Source organism: Rhizobium sp. PK7-22 (genome assembly GCF_056530405.1).
The window spans coordinates 2,818,455-2,838,432 of record NZ_CP096514.1 but is presented as its reverse complement, the minus strand read 5'-3'; the positions used below and the strand labels follow the sequence as shown (position 1 = coordinate 2,838,432).

The 19,978-nt window shown below is 65.5% G+C and carries 16 protein-coding genes; 8 read left to right on the top strand and 8 right to left on the bottom strand.

The genetic code is table 11. The features are described from left to right. Window positions 1–156 precede the first annotated feature (156 nt). From M1E10_RS18660 to M1E10_RS18650, 3 genes are all read left to right on the top strand, one after another. Window positions 157–1,539: a DUF2254 domain-containing protein gene (locus tag M1E10_RS18660; protein WP_499174288.1), complete on the top strand. Its 1,383-nt coding sequence runs from the start codon at window positions 157–159 to the stop codon at window positions 1,537–1,539. A 234-nt stretch (window positions 1,540–1,773) separates the two neighbouring features. Beyond that, on the top strand, window positions 1,774–2,997 hold the full coding sequence (locus M1E10_RS18655) for a YeeE/YedE family protein (protein WP_499174287.1): 1,224 nt from the start codon (window positions 1,774–1,776) through the stop codon (window positions 2,995–2,997). A 271-nt stretch (window positions 2,998–3,268) separates the two neighbouring features. Continuing rightward, entirely contained in the window at window positions 3,269–4,648 is a 1,380-nt protein-coding gene (locus tag M1E10_RS18650; RefSeq protein WP_499174286.1) for a DUF2778 domain-containing protein, read from the top strand. Window positions 4,649–4,663: 15 nt separating this feature from the next. On the opposite strand, the gene M1E10_RS18645 is transcribed toward M1E10_RS18650, so the two are convergent. The 3 genes from M1E10_RS18645 to M1E10_RS18635 form a co-directional block, all read right to left on the bottom strand. After that, entirely contained in the window at window positions 4,664–5,809 is a 1,146-nt protein-coding gene (locus tag M1E10_RS18645; protein WP_499174285.1) for a zinc-binding metallopeptidase family protein, read from the bottom strand. An 89-nt stretch (window positions 5,810–5,898) separates the two neighbouring features. Further along, complete coding sequence (locus tag M1E10_RS18640) at window positions 5,899–6,900, bottom strand: zinc-dependent alcohol dehydrogenase family protein (RefSeq protein WP_499174284.1); 1,002 nt, start codon at window positions 6,898–6,900, stop codon at window positions 5,899–5,901. Between the two features lie 102 nt (window positions 6,901–7,002). Next, window positions 7,003–7,761, bottom strand: a complete 759-nt coding sequence (locus M1E10_RS18635; protein ID WP_499174283.1) for an SDR family oxidoreductase — start codon at window positions 7,759–7,761, stop codon at window positions 7,003–7,005. Window positions 7,762–7,865: 104 nt separating this feature from the next. On the opposite strand from M1E10_RS18635, the gene M1E10_RS18630 reads away from it, so the two are divergent. Continuing rightward, window positions 7,866–8,282 carry a winged helix-turn-helix transcriptional regulator gene (locus M1E10_RS18630; protein ID WP_499174282.1) on the top strand — a complete coding sequence of 139 codons (417 nt, stop codon included), beginning with the start codon at window positions 7,866–7,868 and terminating at the stop codon, window positions 8,280–8,282. A gap of 14 nt (window positions 8,283–8,296) precedes the next feature. Here M1E10_RS18630 and M1E10_RS18625 read toward each other — a convergent pair whose 3' ends face one another. After that, a complete protein-coding gene (locus M1E10_RS18625) occupies window positions 8,297–8,719 on the bottom strand; it encodes a type II toxin-antitoxin system VapC family toxin (protein ID WP_499174281.1) in 423 nt (140 codons plus the stop codon). After that, the gene (locus M1E10_RS18620) at window positions 8,716–8,979 is read right to left on the bottom strand and encodes a type II toxin-antitoxin system Phd/YefM family antitoxin (RefSeq protein WP_499174280.1); all 264 of its coding nucleotides are present in this window, start codon (window positions 8,977–8,979) and stop codon (window positions 8,716–8,718) included. Before M1E10_RS18620 ends, M1E10_RS18625 begins: the two co-directional genes overlap by 4 nt. Before the next feature lie 131 nt (window positions 8,980–9,110). Between M1E10_RS18620 and M1E10_RS18615 the strand changes: the two genes are divergently transcribed. After that, on the top strand, window positions 9,111–9,260 hold the full coding sequence (locus M1E10_RS18615; RefSeq protein WP_499174279.1) for a ribbon-helix-helix domain-containing protein: 150 nt from the start codon (window positions 9,111–9,113) through the stop codon (window positions 9,258–9,260). A gap of 115 nt (window positions 9,261–9,375) precedes the next feature. Here M1E10_RS18615 and M1E10_RS18610 read toward each other — a convergent pair whose 3' ends face one another. Continuing rightward, entirely contained in the window at window positions 9,376–11,886 is a 2,511-nt protein-coding gene (locus M1E10_RS18610) for an ATP-dependent helicase (RefSeq protein ID WP_499174278.1), read from the bottom strand. 287 nt (window positions 11,887–12,173) lie between these two features. On the opposite strand from M1E10_RS18610, the gene M1E10_RS18605 reads away from it, so the two are divergent. From M1E10_RS18605 to M1E10_RS18595, 3 genes are all read left to right on the top strand, one after another. Further along, window positions 12,174–13,355, top strand: coding sequence for an efflux RND transporter periplasmic adaptor subunit (locus M1E10_RS18605; protein WP_499174277.1), 1,182 nt, complete (start codon window positions 12,174–12,176; stop codon window positions 13,353–13,355). After that, window positions 13,352–16,513, top strand: coding sequence for an efflux RND transporter permease subunit (locus M1E10_RS18600; RefSeq protein WP_499174276.1), 3,162 nt, complete (start codon window positions 13,352–13,354; stop codon window positions 16,511–16,513). The genes M1E10_RS18605 and M1E10_RS18600 overlap by 4 nt, the downstream gene beginning before the upstream one ends. Before the next feature lie 77 nt (window positions 16,514–16,590). Next, entirely contained in the window at window positions 16,591–17,085 is a 495-nt protein-coding gene (locus M1E10_RS18595) for a nuclear transport factor 2 family protein (RefSeq protein WP_499174275.1), read from the top strand. Window positions 17,086–17,220: 135 nt separating this feature from the next. Here the strand turns inward: M1E10_RS18595 and M1E10_RS18590 are convergent, their stop codons facing one another. Together M1E10_RS18590 and M1E10_RS18585 are read right to left on the bottom strand one after the other, a co-directional pair. Further along, the gene (locus M1E10_RS18590; protein WP_499174274.1) at window positions 17,221–17,820 is read right to left on the bottom strand and encodes a DedA family protein; all 600 of its coding nucleotides are present in this window, start codon (window positions 17,818–17,820) and stop codon (window positions 17,221–17,223) included. Beyond that, window positions 17,817–18,176 carry a hypothetical protein gene (locus M1E10_RS18585; protein WP_499174273.1) on the bottom strand — a complete coding sequence of 120 codons (360 nt, stop codon included), beginning with the start codon at window positions 18,174–18,176 and terminating at the stop codon, window positions 17,817–17,819. Before M1E10_RS18585 ends, M1E10_RS18590 begins: the two co-directional genes overlap by 4 nt. Window positions 18,177–19,978 lie beyond the last annotated feature (1,802 nt).

Genomic DNA, 19,978 nt, shown 5'->3' with positions numbered 1-19,978 from the left:
CGATTAAACCCGAGGCGGACCCGCGCGACAACCCTTGGCAGGCGAGGAGAAGCGAAAGGGCGCCAAAACGACCGGGCCGCCAGAGCCTGCGCAGCGGCTGGAACTTTGCCGGGGCCCTTCCGTTGCAGCGTCCAGCAGTCCGGCCAGAGAGTTCCGATGAGATATCCGCGAGCGATGATGGTCAGGGGGCAACTGGGCGGGAAAAATCCCGCAGTTCAGGTCGTGTGGGAGAAACTCAGGACAAGCTTCTGGCTGGTGCCAAGCCTGATGGCCGTCGTTGCTCTCGCCCTCGCGGTGGTGGCAACCTGGGCTGACTTCCAGCTGGCCAACGCCGATCCCGCCAGCATGCCCAGGTTCATCTTCATCAGCACGCCGGACGGCGCAAGGGATGTCCTATCGACATTGCTGTCGTCGATGATCACGATGACCAGCCTGGTGTTTTCGATCACCATGGTCGTCCTGTCGCTGGCGGCAAACCAGTTCGGTCCGCGGCTGATCCGCAGCTTCATGTCGAGCCCGCACACGCAGTTCGTGCTGGGGACGTTCGTCATGACGTCGGTCTACTGTCTGCTCGAACTCGGATCAGTCGGCTCCACCACCGACGACGAGATGCAGGCCTTCCCGAGCGTCAGCCTCGGACTTCTGCTGATGCTGGTGAGCGTCCTTGTGCTGATTTCCTTCCTGCACTTCCTGGCGCGATCGATCGTTTCGGAAACTCTGATCAGGCGGCTCGGAACCGAGGTCGCCGACATGGTCGCCGAACTGGACGACCTGCCGGAGGATCGCAACCAGCAGACGGCAGCGGCGCTGCCTCAGGATTTCGAGCATGAGGCCACCTTCTTTGGTCCGCGCACAGACGGCTTTGTCCAGAGCATCGACCTGGACGGGCTCAAGGCGCTCGCCGAGGACGCCGACGTCCTTGTCGCATTCTCGTTTCGACCCGGCGACTACGTGATTGCCGGCGGCGGCGGCATCGGCGTCTTCCCCAGCCGAAACTGCAAGGCCGAACATCAGGAGCACATCTGCAGGATGATCGTTGTCGGCTCGCGGCGAACCGCCACACAGGACCCGGAGTTCGCGATCCGCCATCTGGTGGAGATGGCGGTGAGAGCCTTGTCGCCGGGCGTCAATGATCCCTATACGGCCGTGGCGGTGCTGGCACAGCTTTCCGCTGGCCTCGCGCACCTCATGAAGCGTGCGCTGCCCGAATCGGTCGTGACGGGAACGGACGGAAACCCGCGTATCGTCATCCCGGCCCCGACCTATGCCTCGATCATCGGCGCCGCCTTCAACCAGATCCGGCAGAATGCGGCCGGCAAGCCTTTCGTCATCCTGCACCTGATCGAGGCCATCCTTCGCGTTGCGGACCATGTCAGGCTTCCGGAGCAGGGCGACATCCTGGAGGAACAACTGGACGCCGCCCTGGATGCCGGCAGCGCGATCGGCGACTTTGACCGGCAGGCGATCACCGTCCGGGCAGAGGCCGCCCGTACCGCGATCAACAGGCAGAGGCAGAGGCTCACACAGGAGCGGCGCTGACGCAAACTGCAGTGGCGGGGCTCGGCTGCCTCGTCAAAACTGCAGGCGCCCGGCTGATGCAATTCCGCAGAGAGCTGCCCGTCGCCGGGCTTTGGACCATCAGAAGTCTGCGTGACCCGTTACGGGCGTCTGGACGCAAACAATATCCGCCTGACGCGCCGCAGGGAGAACAGGGTTCCTCGAAGCATGTGGCGACCCGGCCCATATAAGGTCTACAAACTCCCGGAGTATCCCATGTCCGTATCATCGACATCAATCCAGCCGCGCGCGGGGAGCCTGCCGCCCTTCGGCGCGCCCGGCCTTGCGGCGCTCGCCGTCCTCATCCTCGGCACGCTGGCGCTCGGGGCCGCCTATGGCGTCACCCACGGCGCGCTCTTCCTCGTCGGCGGTGCGCTCGGTATCGCGCTCTATCATGCCGCCTTCGGCTTTACCTCCGCCTGGCGGGTCTTCATCGCGGAAGGGCGGGGCAGGGGACTGCGCGTGCAGATGATCCTGCTGGCGCTGACCGTGATCCTTTTCTTTCCGTTCCTGGCAAGCGGCACGCTCTTCGGCAATGAGGTCCGTGGCCTGGTGTCGCCGGCCGGCACCGGCGTGATCGTGGGGGCCTTCATGTTCGGCGTCGGCATGCAGCTCGGCGGCGGTTGCGCTTCCGGGACGCTGTTTACCGCCGGCGGCGGCAATGCCCGCATGCTGGTGACGTTGTTCTTCTTCATCGTCGGCTCGGTGCTCGCCACCGTCCACTTCGACTGGTGGGCAAGCCTGCCGTCATTGCCGCCGACCTCACTCGTGAGCCTCGGCCCGATTGTCGGTATCCTCGTGTCGCTGGCCATCTTCGGCGCCATCGCGGCGATCACCGTCCTCGTCGAGAAGAAGCGCAACGGCGCGCTGGAACAGCCGCCGGAAGCGCCACGCCACGGCCTTGCCCGCTATCTGCGCGGTCCCTGGCCGCTGGTGGCCGGTGCCGTGGCACTGGCGCTTCTCAATTTCGCAACGCTTGCTCTGGCAGGTCGTCCGTGGGGCATTACCTCCGCGTTTGCGCTCTGGGGTGCCAAGGGCGCGCAGCTGATCGGCATTGATCCGACGGCCTGGGCCTACTGGCAGACGCCTGGCAATGCACAGGCTCTGGCGCAAAGCGTCTTTGCCGACGTCACCTCGATCATGGACTTCGGCATCATCGCCGGCGCCATGCTGGCGGCAGCGCTGGCCGGGAAATTTGCCCCGAGCCTCGACATTCCGCTGCGGTCGATCCTCGCTGCCGTCGCCGGTGGCTTGCTGCTCGGCTACGGTGCCCGCATCGCCTATGGCTGCAACATCGGCGCCTATTTCTCCGGGATTTCGTCGGGCAGCCTGCACGGCTATCTCTGGGCGGTGGCGGCCTTCGCCGGCAACGTCCTCGGCGTCAAGCTGCGTCCCTGGTTCTTCCTGGAACGCAGCTCAATCCGCCGCAACGACGGCTAGACCAGGGACTGGCTCCGCGCGGTCATGGACCGCGCGTAGCCGCTTTTCCGGCGCTTGACACCTCAGTGCCGTATTTAAGGCAAATTTCCCGCATGTTTGCCCGCTAGAGGAGAAGCATCAAATCACGGGCGGGGTGTAAAGATATTGGTTACCATATTTCGGCATTCTCTAATCCAGTCGCCGAACGGCATGAGGCCCACGGGTCGCCGTTCAACGAATGTGGACATTGTCGCTGTTGCGACTTTGGCAGAATGACCGGGTAACGAGTATCATGGCGCTAGAGATCGGCACGTTCGACAATCCATTTCCATCTCAGAAGTCGGCACCACGCAAGAAGCGTCCGTCCCGCTTTGCCTTCGCGGGCAAGGTGGCACTCGCCGCCGCGGCCCTTGGCGGCATCTGGATCTTTGCTGCAACCACCACCGTCAGCAGCTTTGCGCCCGGCCACGCGCTGTCGGAGCGGCCACAATTCGATCTGGCGTTGTCCCTGAGGCCGTCGCCTGCTCGAAAGGCGGCCGAGCCGGACACCACCGAGCCCCGGTCGCTGCGGATCAGCAAGTTCTCCCGCCTCTACCAGCACCCGGTGGCGCCGAAAGCTGGCCGTCTCGAGGGCGCGCAGCTTGCCGCCGTCCTGTCGCAGCGTCCCGACCGCAACGAATTTATCCAGACACTCGATGCTGCCTTCGCCTCGGTGGCCGAAGACGAGAAATTCCAGACGCTGGCCGATGCCCGTCCAGAGGCGGAGGTCGTCAAGCAGATGCTGGACCAGGCGATGAACCAGACGGTGGCGCTCGCGCCGCGCATCGAACGTCAGGATCAGGCCGTCGTCACTGCCTCCATTCCCGTCGCCCCGGATGCAGGCGAGGTGCTTTCGAACGAAGGCGCGATGCAGCTTGCGTCTCTGGATATGCAAGAGGCGTCGGCTCCTGCCGATCTTCAGGGTTCGGCTGCAGAGCCTGAGGCCACGTCGGAAATGGCCGCCCTTGCGCAAGGCCTTCTGCCCACCGAAGGTCCCTTGCCGACATCACGGCCGCAGACGGCCGCCAAGGCGCTTGAGGCGCTGGCCGCAGCCGAGCTGACGAAGCCTGGCAAGCCGGCGCGCGCCACCGCGGCGCCGGAAGAGCCGGCAGCGACGGTGCTGGCCTATGCAAGGCCCGACAATCCGGTCAAGCCGATCGCGCCCGTCGCGCCGATTCCCAATCCCGGCACCAAGAAGGTCGCCATCTACGACATCACCAATGGCGTCGTACACATGCCGAATGGCACCAAGCTGGAAGCCCATTCCGGCATCGGCAAGATGCGCGACAACCCGAAATACACGCATGTAAAGATGAAGGGGCCGACGCCGCCCGGCACCTACAAGCTGTCGATGCGCGAAAAGCCGTTCCATGGCGTTGCCGCCATCCGCCTGACCTCGGTGGACGGCAAGCATCCGCAGGGCCGTACGGGGCTCCTCGCCCACACCTATCTGCTGCGTTCCAACCCCGGCGATTCGCACGGCTGCGTCGCCTTCAAGCACTACGACAAGTTCCTGGCCGCCTTCCGCCGCGGCGAGATCACCCACATGGTCATCGTGCCGGAATACAACGGCCGGCTGCCGGGGCAGAGCAACAACCTGCTGGTCAAGCTGTTCGGCGGCAAGGGCGCGTGATCCGCGTCTGAGCTCCTAACCCAGAAGGTCGCGCGCTGTGCGCATCAGGATACGCGCGCCGATCGGGATCAGGTCGTCGGGAAAATCATAGTCGGGATTGTGAAGCGCCGGGTATGTTTCACCGGCGCCGAGATAGAACATCGCCGAGTGCGAGACCGCGCCGAACCTGCCGAAATCCTCCGAGGCGCGCAGCGCTTCGCCCGGCTCGTGCGTCACCCCCTCCGCATCGAGTGCCGCGCGCAGCTTCTCCACCGCGTCAGGATGGTTGTCGCAGTGGCTGAAGATCTCGTGATAGCTCGTCTCCAGCGCCAGACCCCCGGCATCGGCCGCCTGCCGCGCCAGTTTTTCAGCCGCATCCACCAGCGCCTGCATCTGGTCGTTCGTCGTCGTTCTGAGCGTCACCCAGAGCTCCGCATAACCGGGCGCGATGCCGAAGGCGGGTTCGCCCAGGCGCACATGGCCGACGGTCGCCAGCACCAGATCGCCGCCGGCGACGGTGCCGCCGCTCAGGTCCGTCAGCGCCGGCATCAGCCCGGCGATCGCCCGCATCGGCGAGGTCCCGGTCTCCGGCATGGAGGCATGCGCCGTCTTGCCGGTGAGGGTGATCTTCAGCCCGCGCGAGGCGCAGTTGACGATGCCCTCCTTCAGCCAGACGTGCCCGAGCGGCAGCCCCGGCAGGTTGTGGAGCGAGAAGGCGTAGTCCGGCGTGATCTGTGCAAACCGCGGGTCGGCGATCACCGCCGCGGCGCCTGCACCCGTCTCCTCCGCCGGCTGGAACAGCAGCACGACGCGGCCGCGCTGCGGGCGCTGCTTGGCGAACCCGCGGGCGAGCGCTGCGATCGTTGCAGTATGCCCGTCGTGGCCGCACATATGGCCCTTGCCGGAGAGCCGCGAGCGATGCGGGATATCCGAGAGCTCCTCGATGGGCAGCGCGTCGAGCTCGCAGCGGAAGAGCACCGTCGGTCCCGCCTCTGCGCCGTTGAAGACAGCCGCGACGCCGGTATCGCCAAGGCCGGAGAGGACCTTGTCAGGCGCCGTCTCGGCCAGGAAGGCAATCACCTCGGCGGCGGTCGCCACCTCCTCGCCGGAGATCTCCGGCATGGCGTGCAGCTTCTGCCGCCAGGCGGTCAGCTCGACGACGTCGTGATTGGTGAGAAACATGGCGGGCCTCCGTTACCTGAACAGAAGAGGTAGCGGGGAGACTGGGGCAGGGCAAGCGTCACGCGTTCGCCTTGCCCGGGCGCCTCATCCTACCATTCGATGCCGATCTTGCCGAAGTGGGAGCCGCTTTCCTCGTAGCGGAAGGCATCCGCCAGATCTTCCAGCGCAAAAACCCGGTCGATCACCGGGCGGAGAATGCCGGTATCGAGGGCGCGGACGAAATCCTGCTGGTGCCTGCGGTTGCCGACGATGATGCCCGAAAGCACCACCTGCTTGGCCATCAGTGCCGCCGTCGGCACCTCGCCGCTGACGCCGGTCAGGACGCCGATCAGCGTGATGCGGCCGCCGAGTGCGACCGCCTGGATCGATTGCGCCAGCGTGCCGGGACCGCCGACCTCCACGACATGATCGACGCCGCGGCCGCCGGTCCAGTCCATTACCTGCTTGCCCCAGTCCTGGTGCGTCTTGTAGTTCAGCGTGAACTCCGCGCCCAGTTCCCTGGCCCGCTCCAGCTTCTCGTCCGAGGAGGAGGTGATGGCGACGCGGGCGCCCATGGCGCGGGCAATCTGCAGGGCATAGATCGAGACGCCGCCGGTGCCGAGCGCCAGGACTGTATCGCCCGCTTTTAGCCGCCCGAGTTCCACCAGTGCCCGCCAGGCCGTCAGCCCCGCGGTGGTGATCGTCGCCGCTTCCACATGTGAAAAGCCTTTCGGCGCATGGGTGAAGGCGGTCGCCGGGCGCACCGCGTATTCGATCGCAAAGCCGTCGATGCCATCGCCGGGCACGCGGGAAAAATTGCCGGAGACCGGCGGGCCATCCTGCCAGTCGGGAAAGAAGCAGGAGACGACATTGTCTCCCGGCGCAAATTCGTCGACGCCTTCGCCGACGGATTCCACCACGCCGGCGCCATCGGCCATCAGCACGCGCCCGTCGCTCGGCGTCCTGCCGCTCGCCACGCCATAGTCGTGGAAGTTGATCGAGCTGGCGTGCAGGGCGACGCGGATCTCGCCCGGTCCCGGCTTTCCTGGGTCGGGGAGGTCGATGAGCTTCAGGGCGTCCAGTCCACCCGGGGCGGTGACGATGGCTTTCATGGGAAGGCTCCTCGATTGGCAGGTGAGGGGCTTCAACTAGCGGCGGTGGGGCCCTCGGCAAGGGAAGAAGAGGAGGCGCCGGAACGCCTCCCTGTCCTTGCCCTAGTGGTCGAGGCCGCTGACGATCTCGAACATCTTGTCGAGATTGCCGGTTTCGGCCGCATAGCGCAGCGGCTTGCAGCGCTCCACGATGACCTCCCGGGCGTCCGGCTGGTTCGTCAGGATGTCCATCACCTCGGTGATGAAATCGTCCAGCGGCATGGCGGTCGGGTCGCTCGCCTGCCGGTCGCCCATCAGCGTCGTCTGCACATAGGGCGGGGCGATCTCGATCACCTGGACGGGCGTCTCCGCCAACTGGCGGCGCAGCCCCATGGAGTAGGAATGGATCGCCGCCTTGGTGGCCGAATAGGTGGGCGTCGCGGCCATCGGCACGAAGGCGAGGCCGGAGGAGACGGTGAGGATCGCCGCCTTCTCTTGGCTCAGCAGGTGCGGCAGGAGCGCTGCCGTCAGCCGTATCGGGCCGAGCAGGTTGGTGGCGATCGTGTCTTCCGCCGTCGCCAGGAAGTCCGGCGCATCCGTCAGCGTCTCGCGCTTCATGATGCCGGCATTGTGGATGACGACGTTGACGGCGGGATGCCGGGCGATTGCTTCTGCGGCAAAGGCCTTGATGCTGTCGGCGTCCGTCATGTCGACGGTTAGCGCCGCCATGCCGGGATTTTCGGCCGTCACTTCGGAAAGGGCCTCCTGCCGGCGGCCGGCGATGATCACCTGGTTGCCGAGCCGGTGGAAGGCTTCCGCCAAGGCCCGGCCAATGCCGGAATTGCCGCCGGTGATGAGAATGGTATTGCCTGTCATCTGCATGCGTCTGGTCCTCTCGCTGCTTGTCTGAGACCAAGATATGGCGCATGCTTTCGCTTTGACAGAAGGCACCCGAAAGAACCATACGCACCAGAAGGAGAGCGTCTGTGACACAGGCGGTTGCGACCGAAAAAACTTCCGATCGGCCTCACGCCATCCCCGAGGAGATCGATCCGGCCATCGAGGAACTGGTGCGCGGCATCATCGGCCAGGTCGCCGACAAATGGACGATGCTGATCCTCGAGGAACTGGAGGAACGCGGCACGCTGCGCTTTACCGAGCTCGGTCGCCACGTGCCCGGGATCAGCCAGAAGATGCTGACGAAGACGCTGCGCGACATGGAACGCGACGGCCTCGTCTCGCGCACCGTCCACCCGGTCATCCCGCCGCATGTGGACTACACGCTGACCGACCTCGGCCACAGCCTCGGCGAGGCCTTCTGCGGCGTCTGGATCTGGGCGCAGAAGCACCACGCGACGATCGAGGCGGCCCGGGCGGCGTTTGCGGCGCGAACGGGACGATAAGGGAGGGCGACCGGTCACATCGCCCAAGGATCCAGGAGCTTGATGTCCAACCCCTCAAAATCCTTGATGTTGCGGGTGGCAAGTGTCAGGTCGCAGGCAATGGCGGTGGCCGCGATCAGGCCGTCCATCGCAGACATGCCCCGGCCGCTCCGCTTGGCCGCGGCCATCAGGTCACCCCAGGCCAAAGCGACCGTCTGGTCGACCGGAATGACCCGGTCGCCGAAGCGCTGCGGCAGATCCGCGGCCAGCCATTCGGCCAATACGTCCCGTCTCCGGCCCTGGTCCAGGAGAGCGATGCCGCGCCTTATCTCCGCCAGCGACACGACGCTGATGAAGGTCTTGTCCTCATCGAGGGCATCCAGCCATTCCAGAACATGGGTCGCCGGATGCGGGCGGGTCACTTCGGACAGCACGTTCGTGTCTAGGAGAGTCTTCACAGCGAGATGTCACGCGCGTCATCAGCTTGGCGCTCAATGTCTAGCTCCGTGCCCCGCAGCGGCGAATCCATCAGGAACTGCGCCAGCGTACCCTTGCGCATGGTCTTCCGCTCCCATTCTTCGGCGGAAACGACCACGACGCTCGGCTTGCCGTTGCGCGTGATGGTCTGGGGCGCCGTCTGCGCCTGCTGAATCACTTCGGAAAGCTTCGCTTTCGCATTCGCGACGGTCCAAGTTGCGCCTGTAGGATCTGATGGCATAGGTCACCTGATGTCTATCTTGACTAGGATGACCATATCCTCAAACGGCTGATCCGGCAAGGCAAAAGGGAGAGCCGTAATTGCGGAAGATGACAAGGTTTGCCATGGTCGTGTGCAAACGAGAGGCCGCTATGGCGACGATAAACGTGTCTCTGCCGGATCGCATGAAGGACTGGGCTGAGGAGCAGGCCCAATCCGCCGGCTACTCGAACGTCAGCGACTATGTGCGCGATCTAATCTGCCGCGATCAGGAGCGGGCGGAAAAGATCGCAGCCATGTAGCGGCTGGCCGATGAAGGCTTGCCAAGCGGCATCGGAGAGAGGTCAGCCTCCGCTCTTTTCGATGAGGCGAAGAAGCGGGCAGAAGGCGCTGATGGTTGAGGAGAAGTAAAGTCCGTCACACCTTCTCCACAAACCCGTCCAGCACCCGCTTCTGCCCGGCCTTGTCGAAATCGATCGTCAGCTTGTTGCCCTCGATCGTCGCCACATTGCCGTTGCCGAACTTGATGTGGAAGACGCGGTCGCCGATTGTGAATTTCGACGGGGTGTCGGCGACGGATTTGGCGACCAGTTCGCCCTCGATGGTGCGGCCGCGCGGGCCGCTTTCGCCATAACCGATGCGCTCCACCGCGTGGCCGGAGCGCGAGCCCCAGTTGTCGCGGGTGGCATCGGTCTTGTTGGCCTGGGCGCGCTTCCAGCCGGGGGTGGAATAGCTGTTGGCGAAGGGCTCGGCCTTGTCGAAGCGCGACTGGCCGTAGCCGCCGCGGCCTCCACCACCGCCATAGCCGCCGTAATTGCTGTCGGAGGCGGACACGTCGACATGGGCCGGCGGCAGTTCGTCGAGGAAGCGCGACGGCAGCGTCGATTGCCAGAGCCCGTGGATGCGGCGGTTGGAGACGAACCAGATGTGGCAGCGGCGCTTGGCGCGGGTGATGCCGACATAGGCAAGGCGACGTTCCTCCTCCAGCCCCGAGCGGCCGCCTTCGTCGAGCGAGCGCTGGTGCGGAAACAGGCCTTCCTCCCAGCCGGGCAGGAAGACGGTCTCGAACTCGAGCCCCTTGGCCGAATGCAGCGTCATGATCGAGACGGCGTCGAGGTTCTCGTTCTGCTCGGCGTCCATCACCAGCGAGACGTGCTCGAGGAAGCCGCGCATACTCTCGAAGGCCTCCATGGAGCGGATCAGCTCCTTCAGGTTTTCCAGCCGTCCGGGGGCTTCCGCCGTCTTGTCGTTCTTCCACATGTCGGTGTAGCCGGACTCTTCGAGGATCTGTTCGGCAAGCTCGACATGTGGAGTCTTTTCAAGCCTTTCCTGCCAGTTCCTGAAAGATTGAATCACGTCGAACAGCGCCTTGCGTGCCTTCGGCTTCAGCTCGTCGGTCTCGATGATGTCGGTCGCGGCCGCCAGCATCGGAATGTCGCGGGCGCGGGCATAGTCGTGCAGGTTGCGGATCGTCGTGTCGCCGAGGCCGCGCTTAGGCGTATTGACGATGCGCTCGAAGGCGAGGTCGTCGGCCGGCTGGCAGACGAGCCGGAAGTAGGCCATGGCGTCGCGGATCTCGAGCCGCTCGTAGAAGCGCGGGCCGCCGATGACGCGGTAGTTGAGGCCGAGCGTCACGAAGCGGTCTTCGAATTCGCGCATCTGGAAGGAGGCGCGCACCAGGATCGCCATGTCGTTCAGCGCGTGGTTTTTCCCGCCGGCACCATCGCCGCGCTGCAGCCGTTCGATCTCCTCGCCGAGCGCGCGGGCTTCCTCTTCACTGTCCCAGGCGGCATGCACCTGCACCTTCTCGTCGTCCGGGTTCACCCGGTCGGTGAACAGCGTCTTGCCGAGTCGCCCCTCGTTGTGGGCGATCAGATGACCGGCGGCGCCGAGGATGTGTTCGGTCGAGCGGTAGTTGCGCTCCAGCTTGATTACCTTGGCGCCCAGGAAATCCTTCTCGAAGCGCAGGATGTTGTCGACCTCGGCGCCGCGCCAGCCGTAAATCGACTGGTCGTCGTCGCCCACGCAGCAGACGTTCTGCGGCACGTCCTTCGGCCGCTGGGCAAGCAGCCGCAGCCACATGTACTGCGCCGTATTGGTGTCCTGGTACTCGTCCACCAGGATGTAGCGGAAGCGGCCGTGATAGTCCTTCAGGATATCCGGATGGGCGCGGAAGATGGCGATCGGATGCAGGAGCAGGTCGCCGAAATCGCAGGCGTTCAGCGTGCGCAGCCGCGCCTGATAGGCGGCATAGAGTTCGCGGCCCTTGCCGTTGGCGAAGGCGCGGGCATCGCCTTCGGGAATGTCCTTGGGCGTCAGCCCCTTGTTCTTCCAGCCGTCGATCATGCCGGCAAACTGGCGGGCCGGCCAGCGTTTGTCGTCCAACCCTTCCGCCTGGATCAGCTGCTTGATCAGCCGGATCACGTCGTCGGTGTCGAGAATGGTGAAATCTGAGCGCAGGCCTGCAAGCTCCGCGTGGCGGCGCAGGATCTTGACGCCGATCGAGTGGAAGGTGCCGAGCCACGGCATGCCTTCGACGGCGCCGCCGACGAGCACGCCGATGCGCTCCTTCATCTCGCGCGCCGCCTTGTTGGTGAAGGTGACGGCAAGGATCTGGCTCGGATAGGCGCGGTTGGTCGCCAGAATATGGGCGATGCGGGTGGTCAGCACGCGCGTCTTGCCGGTGCCGGCGCCGGCCAGCACCAGCACGGGACCGTCGAGCGCCTCGACGGCCTCGCGCTGTTCCGGGTTGAGGCCGGAGAGATAGTCGGGAACGCTGCGGCTCTGGTCGCGGGCGGCCATGGCGCGCGCGGCGATGCCAAGGCCTCCCGCGGCAGGCGCGGCGGAGGGCGAAGGGGCCGGCTGCGACGGGCGGCGGGGTTCCGGCTCCTCGTCGAAGAACGGAATATCGTCGAAACTGTTACTCATGCGGCCAATGTAGTGATTCGGTTCCGAAAGGCCAGAAAAGATGTTCTGCTTTCATTCCAGCCGCGCCATATCGGTGGTCAAAAAGCAGGCGGGACGCCTCTGTCCTTCCGCTGCCGCCTGCCTATGTCGGCTGCATGCAGTGGTCGGCGATGCTGACATTTGCGTGAAATGTCGCGAGGTTACAAATCCGTAAGGATGCGGTCCGGGTATTGCATGTATAGTCGCGACAACCAACGATTTCCGTCTATTGATTTCCGGCCCCCAGGCCACTCCCACCGGAGACCTTCATGCGCATTTGGAAACAGCTCCTGCTGAGTATCGTCATTCTCGTCGGAGCTCTCTGTCTCTGGGTCTATCTGGTGCCGAGCGCCGGCGACACGCTGGCGAAGGCCGGCGTGCCGGGCAGCTGGATCGCCGCCATCCGGCCGGAAACCGCCGGTTCGTCCGGCGAGGGGGAGGGCGCGCCCCGTGGCCGTCAGGCCGGTCGCGGCCCGGGTGGCGGACAGGGGGGCGGACAGGGCACGCTGATTGCGACCCGTCCCGTCGAACTTGGCACCGTCAACGACCGGTTGAGCGCCATCGGCGACGGCGAGGCGATCCAGTCCGTCGTGGTGATGCCGCAGGCGGCTGGCACGATCGAGGAGATTTTCGTCTCCTCGGGCGAGCGCGTGACGAAGGGCCAGGTCCTGGCGCGGCTCGACGACGACGAGCAGACCATCCTGCGCGATCAGGCGCAGGTCCTTCTGCGCAGTGCCAGCGAGAAGGCTTCCTCTTACCGCAATGCCCGCAGCTTCGCCCGTCTGGAAGTGCTCGACGCGCAGATTGCCGAAGAAACAGCGCAGCTGGATCTGACCAATGCCGAGCTAGCCCTGAAGCGCCGGTCGATCGTCGCGCCCATCGACGGCATCGTCGGTATCGTCGCGGTCAATATCGGCGACAACGTCACCACCACCAGCAATGTCGTATCGATCGACAATCGCTCGGAGCTTCTCGTCGACTTCTGGGCGCCGGAGCGCTTCGCGGTCGCCGTGACGCCCGGCATGCCGGTGGAGGCAAGTTCGGTGTCGCGGCCGGGTCAGCTCTACAATGGCACGGTCGAGGCCGTCGACAACCGCGTCGATCCCGCCAGCCGGACGATCCGCATCCGCGCCAAGATCCCGAACGGCGACGACGCGCTGCGCGCCGGCATGTCGTTCAACGTCACCATGCGCTTTGAAGGCGAGCGCTTCCCCGCCGTCGATCCGCTGGCCGTGCAATGGGACAGCCAGGGTTCCTTCGTCTGGCAGGTTCGCGACGACAAGTCGGTGAAGACCCGCGTGCGCATCATCCAGCGCAATCCGGATCTGGTTCTCGTGGAAGCCGAGCTTGCCGAAGGCGACAGCGTCGTGATCGAGGGCTTGCAGCGGGTGCGTGAAGGCGGCACCGTGCGCATTGCCGGCCAGCCGGCTCCGGAGGTCGCCAGCAAATGAGCGAGCACGAAACGCCTTCCACCCCTGCGCAGACCGATTCCTCGCAGACCTTCACCGCGCTCTTTGTGCGCCGTCCGATCCTGGCCGCCGTCCTCAATACCCTTCTCGTCGTCGCGGGCCTTGCCGCGCTGTTCGGCGTCGAGGTGCGCGAACTGCCCGACGTCGACCAGCCGGTCATCACAGTCCGTACCGATTACGATGGCGCTTCGGCCCAGACGATGGACCAGGAGGTGACCGAGATCATCGAGGGCGCGGTTGCCCGCGTCAGCGGCCTCAGCAAGATTTCGTCTTCGTCGCAGTTCGGCTCCAGCCGCGTCACCCTCGAGTTCAACGATACTGCCGATCTCGCCGTTGCCGCCAACGACGTGCGCGATGCGCTCGGCCGCGTCACCAACCAGCTGCCCGACGATGTCGACGAACCGCGCATCATCAAGGCGGATTCCGATTCGCAGCCGATCATGCGGCTTGCCGTCACCTCCACCACGCTCAGCATGGAAGACCTGACGCTCCTCGTCGACAACGAGATCTCCGACCGCCTGGCGGCTGTCGAAGGTGTTGCCGACGTCGAACTCTACGGCGATCAGGAGAAGGTCTTCCGCATCGACGTTGACCAGAGCGCGCTCGCCAGCCGTGGCCTGACCGTCGCGGACGTCTCGCAGGCGCTGTCGACGGCGGCGCTTGACGTGCCGGCCGGCTCGCTGCAATCCAGCACCCAGGACATCGTGGTGCGCGCCACCGCCAATCTGACGACACCGGAAGACTTCGAGAACGTCCTGCTGCGCGACAACATCCGGCTGCGTGACGTCGCCACCGTCATGCTGGGTGCCGACGACGGCACCACGGCGCTGCGCTCCAACGGCGTGCAGGGCGTCGGTCTCGGCATTCTGCGCCAGGCCCAGTCGAACACGCTCAGCATCTCGCAGGGCGTCGAGGCGGCCGTTGCCGACCTTGCCGGAACGCTTCCGGAAGGCACGCGGCTGGCCATCACCAGCAATGACGCCGTCTTCATCGAGGGCGCTCTGCACGAGGTGGAGATCGCACTGGCGATCTCCGGCACGGTCGTCATCGCGGTCCTCTACCTGTTCCTGCGCGACTGGCGGGCGACGCTCATTCCGGCGCTGACCATGCCGGTTGCCTTGATCGGCACGCTGGTAGCGATCTACCTGGTCGGCTTCTCGATCAACATCCTGACGCTGCTCGCCATCGTTCTCGCCACCGGTCTCGTCGTCGACGATGCGATCGTGGTGCTCGAAAACATCGTGCGGCGACGATCCGAAGGCATGGGACCGCGGGCGGCGGCCGTGCTCGGGACGCAGGAGGTGTTCTTTGCGGTGCTCGCGACGACGGCGACGCTTGCCGCCGTCTTCATCCCGCTGTCCTTCCTGCCCGGCCAGATGGGCGGTCTCTTCCGGGAGTTCGGCTTCGTGCTCGCCTTTGCCGTGGCGCTGTCTTCGGTGACCGCGCTGACGCTCTGCCCGATGCTCGCCTCGCGCATGCTGACGAAACCGATGAAGGAAGATCACGGCGCGCTCGGACGCTTTGGCACCAGGATTGCCGAACTCTACCGCGTCACGCTGCGCGCCTGCCTCAATGCGCCGGCGGTGGTGATCGTCGTGTCGATCATCTTCTCCGCCGCCGCCTATCTCGCCTTCACGCAGGTCCAGAGCGAGCTGACGCCCCAGGAAGACCGCGCCATGGTGATGATGCGGGCCAGCGCGCCGGAGGGCGTCAGCCTCGAATACACCCGCGACAAGCTCCAGCAGATCGAAGAGCGGCTGCAGCCGCTGGTGGATGCGGGAGAGATCTCCAACGTCTTCTCCATCTCCGGCTTCGGCAGCTCCACCAACAGCGGCTTCATGGTGCTGACGCTGGCGCCCTGGGGCGAGCGGGAGCGCAGTCAGAACGAGATCGTCCAGGACATCAATGCGGCCGCCGCCGAAGTGCCGGCGCTGCGCGGCTTTGCCATCCAGCAGAACAGCCTGCGCATTCGCGGCGCCGGAAACGGCCTGCAGATGGCCATGGTCGGCTCGACTCATGAGCAACTGACCGAGGCGACGATCAAGCTGGTCGACGCCCTGCGCGACAGCGGCCTCTTCGAGACGCCACGCCTCAACGACGAGCCGACGCAGGCGCAGATCTCCGTCAGCATCAACCGCGAGCGGGCCTCCGATCTCGGCATCGACATCACCAGCCTCGGCTCCTCGCTGCAGGCGCTGCTCGAGGGCCGCTCGATCGTCGACGTCTTCGTCGACGGCGAGGCGATCCCGGTGAAGCTTGCGTCGACCACGCGCCCGATCGACGATCCGACGGATCTGGAGAACATCTTCCTGAAGGCGGGTGACGGCCGCATGGTGCCGATGTCGACGGTCGCGACCCTGGAAGAGGTCGCCGTCGCGCCGGAACTGAACCGCGAAGACCAGCTTGCCGCCGTCTCCTTCTCGGCCAACCTGCGCGAGGGCGTGTCGCTTGGCCAGGCGGTCGAGGTGGCCACCGAGCTTGCCGCGCCGCTCCTGCCGGCGGGCGCCCGGCTGATGCCGCTTGCCGAGGCTGCGACCCTCGACGAGAATTCGAGCGGAATGCTGCTGACGTTCGGCTTTGCCATCGCCATCATCTTCCTGGTGCTGGCGGCGCAGTTCGAAAGCGTCATTTCGTCCCTGATCATCATGGCGACGGTACCGCTCGGGCTTGCCTGCGCCGTGTTCGCTCTGGTGGTGACGGGCTCCAGCCTCAATGTCTACAGTCAGATCGGGCTCGTACTGCTGGTGGGGGTGATGGCGAAGAACGGCATCCTGATCGTCGAGTTCGCCAACCAGCTGCGCGACCGCGGCGAGGATGTCCGAGAGGCGATCGAGAATGCCTGCAGCGTGCGCCTGCGCCCCGTGATGATGACGATGATCGCCACCGTGACGGGTGGTCTGCCGCTGGTGCTGGCCGAGGGTGCCGGCGCCGAGGCCCGCATTGCGCTCGGATGGGTCATCGTCGGTGGCCTTGGCCTGGCGACCCTCGTCACGCTCTATATCACCCCGGTTGCCTATCTTCTGCTTGCCCGCTTCACCAAGCCGCAAGTGCATGAGGAGCAGCGTTTCCATGCGGAGCTGGCGGTTGCCCGCCAGAGCCAGGCGAACGAGGACGATCGGCCGCTGCTGGCGGCCGAGTGACGATCCGACTCAACCGTACGCCTCGGAACAAGGGTGAAACCTGCTGGTTGGTACAGAGCAACCAGCAGGAGCCCTTCATGTCACAGCTGACAGACCAGTTCGTCGATGCCCTTCAGACCCTTGAAAACTCGCGTGAGGTCGAGGGTCTTGCAGCACTCTTTTCCGATGACGCAGACATCGCCAGCCCGATGGTGCATCACCAGACTGGCGGCGCCAGTGCCGCCGGCGCCTTCTGGACCCACTACCGCGATGCCTTCGACGACATCCGCTCCACCTTCAGGACCGTGCGCGACATCGATGGCGTGTCCTTCCTGGAGTGGCGCAGCGAGGGGTCGCTGGACGGTCAGTCCTTCGCCTACGACGGCGTCAGCGTGCTCGAGGAAACCGACGGCAAGATCACCGCCTTCCGCACCTATTTCGACACCCGCCACCTTCCGGTCGCCCGGACGCAGCCTGGCGGCGGTGCGACCGACAGCAAGAGTACGGGCGAGGGTGAGGGTGCTGCAGAGGGAGACCTCGAACAGGCGCAGCGCGACGCCGCCGAGCAGCGTGCGCAGGGAGGCTATGCGTGATCCTTCGAGGGCCGGGCTTCGCCCGGCCACCGCAGGAGAAGGAGGGTCTTTGAAACCACCGGGGTTTTGTAGCGCACCCTCACAGAAGCCCTACGCATGAGCTGACCACATGGAGTGGAGCTGGCAGGTGAGTGACTAATGCCGGCGCTTGCGCGTCCGCGCGACGGCCAGCAGCTTCCAACCCAGGATGCCGGCAACCAGCGCGGACACGATGAACCACGTGAGGCTGCCCAGCACTTCCGACAGCATCTCCACGCTTCGGCTGAAAGTCACGCCGAGGGCGAGATAGCCGGCGACCCAGACCGCTTCCCCGAGAAGTCCAAAGAAGGAGAACCGCGCCCAGGAATAGCCGCTCATGCCGGCGACCAGGTTGATCCACGGTCCCATGGGGCTCAGCAGCCAGCGGCTCAGGAAAATGCCGAGGTCTCCCCAGCGGGTCTCGAACCGTTCCGCCTTCTGGAGGGTGGCAGCAAGCCAGCCATGCTCTGCGCTCGCCCTCACCCTCACCCGGCCGGTGCGGCCGATCAGGTAGCCGAGCTGGTCGCCGGCCACCGAGCCGGCCAGACCGGCGAGGAAGAAGGGCAGGGCTTTGATCTCCCCCTGGTCTACCAGGGAGCCGACGGCCATCATCACCAGGGCGCTGGGAACGGGAACGGCAAGACAGCTCGCCATCAGGATCAGCGCGAGGGCAAGGCTCCCTCCGGTGTTGACGAACTGGAGAAGCTGATCCGTCACCGCACGGCCTCGCCGTCCGGGCGCCTGTTGGCCGCGTCGGCGGCGATCGCCCGTTCGAGATCCGCCTTGAGGTCAGCGAACGTCCTGTTCTGGGCTCTCGCGATATCCGCCAGGGGGCGGCGGTCGGGTGGTCCCACCGGCAGGCCGATCGCCTCCTGAAGGAGCTGCGGCGGCACCGCGTGGGAATGGGCCACGTAGCCGACCCACATCCAGTCCTCGATGGGCTCCAGACGATGGGCGGACCAGTAGGTTGCGTGGACCACGAACCGCACCGCAAAGAACCCCGCGGCGCCCAGTGCCGCGGCAAAGGCGATGACGAGGGCGAATAGAACCCTGCGGGGGTGTCGTGCGGTCACGGGCGTTCTCTCGGTGCGCCGCCAACCTGCCACGGACGGCCGGCAGTTGTCGATCTGCCCGGATGCGGGCACGCCGCTGGCCATCACTTGAGGCGGGTGAAACGACAGCCCTCTCCTCGGGATTAACCCGAGGACTGAGGTGCGCAGCCGCAGGATGCGCCTCGAAGGGCGAGGGCGGGCCGTGGAGCAAGCAAGCCGAATCCTTCGAAGGCCCGGCTCCGCCCGCCCACCTCAGGATGAGGGGGAATGCGTGGCACTGCCTCTCCGTCTTTACCCTCCGCCCCATGCTTTCGTCATCCTCCCCCCATCCTTTCGTTATCCTCGGGCTTGACCCGAGGATCCAAATCCAAGCCCTCTTTGCCCTCATCATCACACCACTCCGCCAAACCGGCTGCCCTTACTTCCCTTCGCATGGATCCTCGGATCAAGTCCGAGGATGACGAAAGTGAGGGAGGTGCCATGGGTGGCTCACGAGACGCCGGAGCGAGCCGCATCCTTTCGAGGCCGGGCTTTGCCCGTCCACCTCAGGATGAGGAGGAGTGCAGCACCCACCTCCAACCCCGCGGCTGGCACAACGCCAGCCCTCACCCTGAGGTGGGAGCGCAGCGACCCTCGAAGGGCGAGGGCGGGCTGTGGAGCGAGCGGATCCTTCGAGGGCCGGGCTTTGCCCGGCCACCTCAGGATGAGGGAGAGTGTGCGGCACCGCCCTCTTCGTCGTCATCCTCCCCCTGTCCTTTCGTCATCCGCCGCCCCATGCTTTCGTCATCCGCCGCCCCATGCTTTCGTCATCCTCGGACTTGATCCGAGGATCCAAACCCAAGCCCTCCTCGCCAAAATCATTTTCCCGCGCCGCCGCCATTCGTCCTAACCCGTTGATGTCGCAGGCCTGTGCGTGGATCCTCGGGTCAAGCCCGAGGATGACGAAAGAAAAATTAGTCCCCCTTCATCCACCCCCTCCCAACCTGCGCCCATAATCCCCCCGTTCCGCTCTCGGATACACCGGCAGGCGTGCCGGCGAGGTGGGGCCGGCGCCGGTGGTGGAGAAACGACGTAAGTCTCCATCCTCGGGGTCCGCGGAAAATGGTCTCCCTCCGGCGACACGGGGAGAGGCGCGGGGTTTCGGACCGGCCCCCGCCTCTTGAAGCCCGAAAGAGCGCGCCGGGCGTGCCTGTGCGGCACACAGGGGGGTCTCGGGATTGGTGTCGCCGGATGAATACGTCCGTCGCGACAGCGAGCGTTCGGCGAAGGTGCCTTAAGTGTTGGCGGTAACTTGGTCCGCCCGGGCTTTTGGCAACCAGACGAACACCATTCCCGGAAGACCCTTGCAGAGGGACCGAAGTCGCGGGCAACAACCGCCGAACGGGGCGCTGCGAGGTGCCATATAAAACTAAACTTACGAGGCAGCTTTCAGCGCCCCGTCCGAGCTTCGAGAATTTTGAGGATCGCCAAGGGAGGAGTGCGTCTTGTCTGCAGCGTTGCGTGCCCGCCCCCGCCCTTCGAGGCTCCGCCCTGCGGGCTGCGCACCCCAGTCCTCGGGTTGAACCCAAGGAGAGGGCTTCGAGGGCTTCAAGAGCTTCAAGGGCTTCGACGGCAGCGCTCACTCCGCCCTCATCCTGAGGTGGGAGCGCAGCGACCCTCGAAGGATCAGCGCGACCACCACGACCCCCAACAGGTCTCTGGCAGGGCGGATGAGGGGCGGCCTCGGCGCGGAAGGCCGCATCCCGCACCGGCCGCATCTTGTCGCAACCCGGCTTGCCCGGCCCTGCCGTTCTGGACAAACGCCCGGCCGACGCTTACCCACT

Bases quoted from the DNA above. Each gene is read 5' to 3' on its own strand.
- M1E10_RS18660 (WP_499174288.1), top strand. From the start codon at position 157: ATGAGATATCCGCGAGCGATGATGGTCAGGGGGCAACTGGGCGGGAAA.
- M1E10_RS18655 (WP_499174287.1), top strand. From the start codon at position 1,774: ATGTCCGTATCATCGACATCAATCCAGCCGCGCGCGGGGAGCCTGCCG.
- M1E10_RS18650 (WP_499174286.1), top strand. From the start codon at position 3,269: ATGGCGCTAGAGATCGGCACGTTCGACAATCCATTTCCATCTCAGAAG.
- M1E10_RS18645 (WP_499174285.1), bottom strand. From the start codon at position 5,809: ATGTTTCTCACCAATCACGACGTCGTCGAGCTGACCGCCTGGCGGCAG.
- M1E10_RS18640 (WP_499174284.1), bottom strand. From the start codon at position 6,900: ATGAAAGCCATCGTCACCGCCCCGGGTGGACTGGACGCCCTGAAGCTC.
- M1E10_RS18635 (WP_499174283.1), bottom strand. From the start codon at position 7,761: ATGCAGATGACAGGCAATACCATTCTCATCACCGGCGGCAATTCCGGC.
- M1E10_RS18620 (WP_499174280.1), bottom strand. From the start codon at position 8,979: ATGCCATCAGATCCTACAGGCGCAACTTGGACCGTCGCGAATGCGAAA.
- M1E10_RS18615 (WP_499174279.1), top strand. From the start codon at position 9,111: ATGGCGACGATAAACGTGTCTCTGCCGGATCGCATGAAGGACTGGGCT.
- M1E10_RS18610 (WP_499174278.1), bottom strand. From the start codon at position 11,886: ATGAGTAACAGTTTCGACGATATTCCGTTCTTCGACGAGGAGCCGGAA.
- M1E10_RS18605 (WP_499174277.1), top strand. From the start codon at position 12,174: ATGCGCATTTGGAAACAGCTCCTGCTGAGTATCGTCATTCTCGTCGGA.
- M1E10_RS18600 (WP_499174276.1), top strand. From the start codon at position 13,352: ATGAGCGAGCACGAAACGCCTTCCACCCCTGCGCAGACCGATTCCTCG.
- M1E10_RS18595 (WP_499174275.1), top strand. From the start codon at position 16,591: ATGTCACAGCTGACAGACCAGTTCGTCGATGCCCTTCAGACCCTTGAA.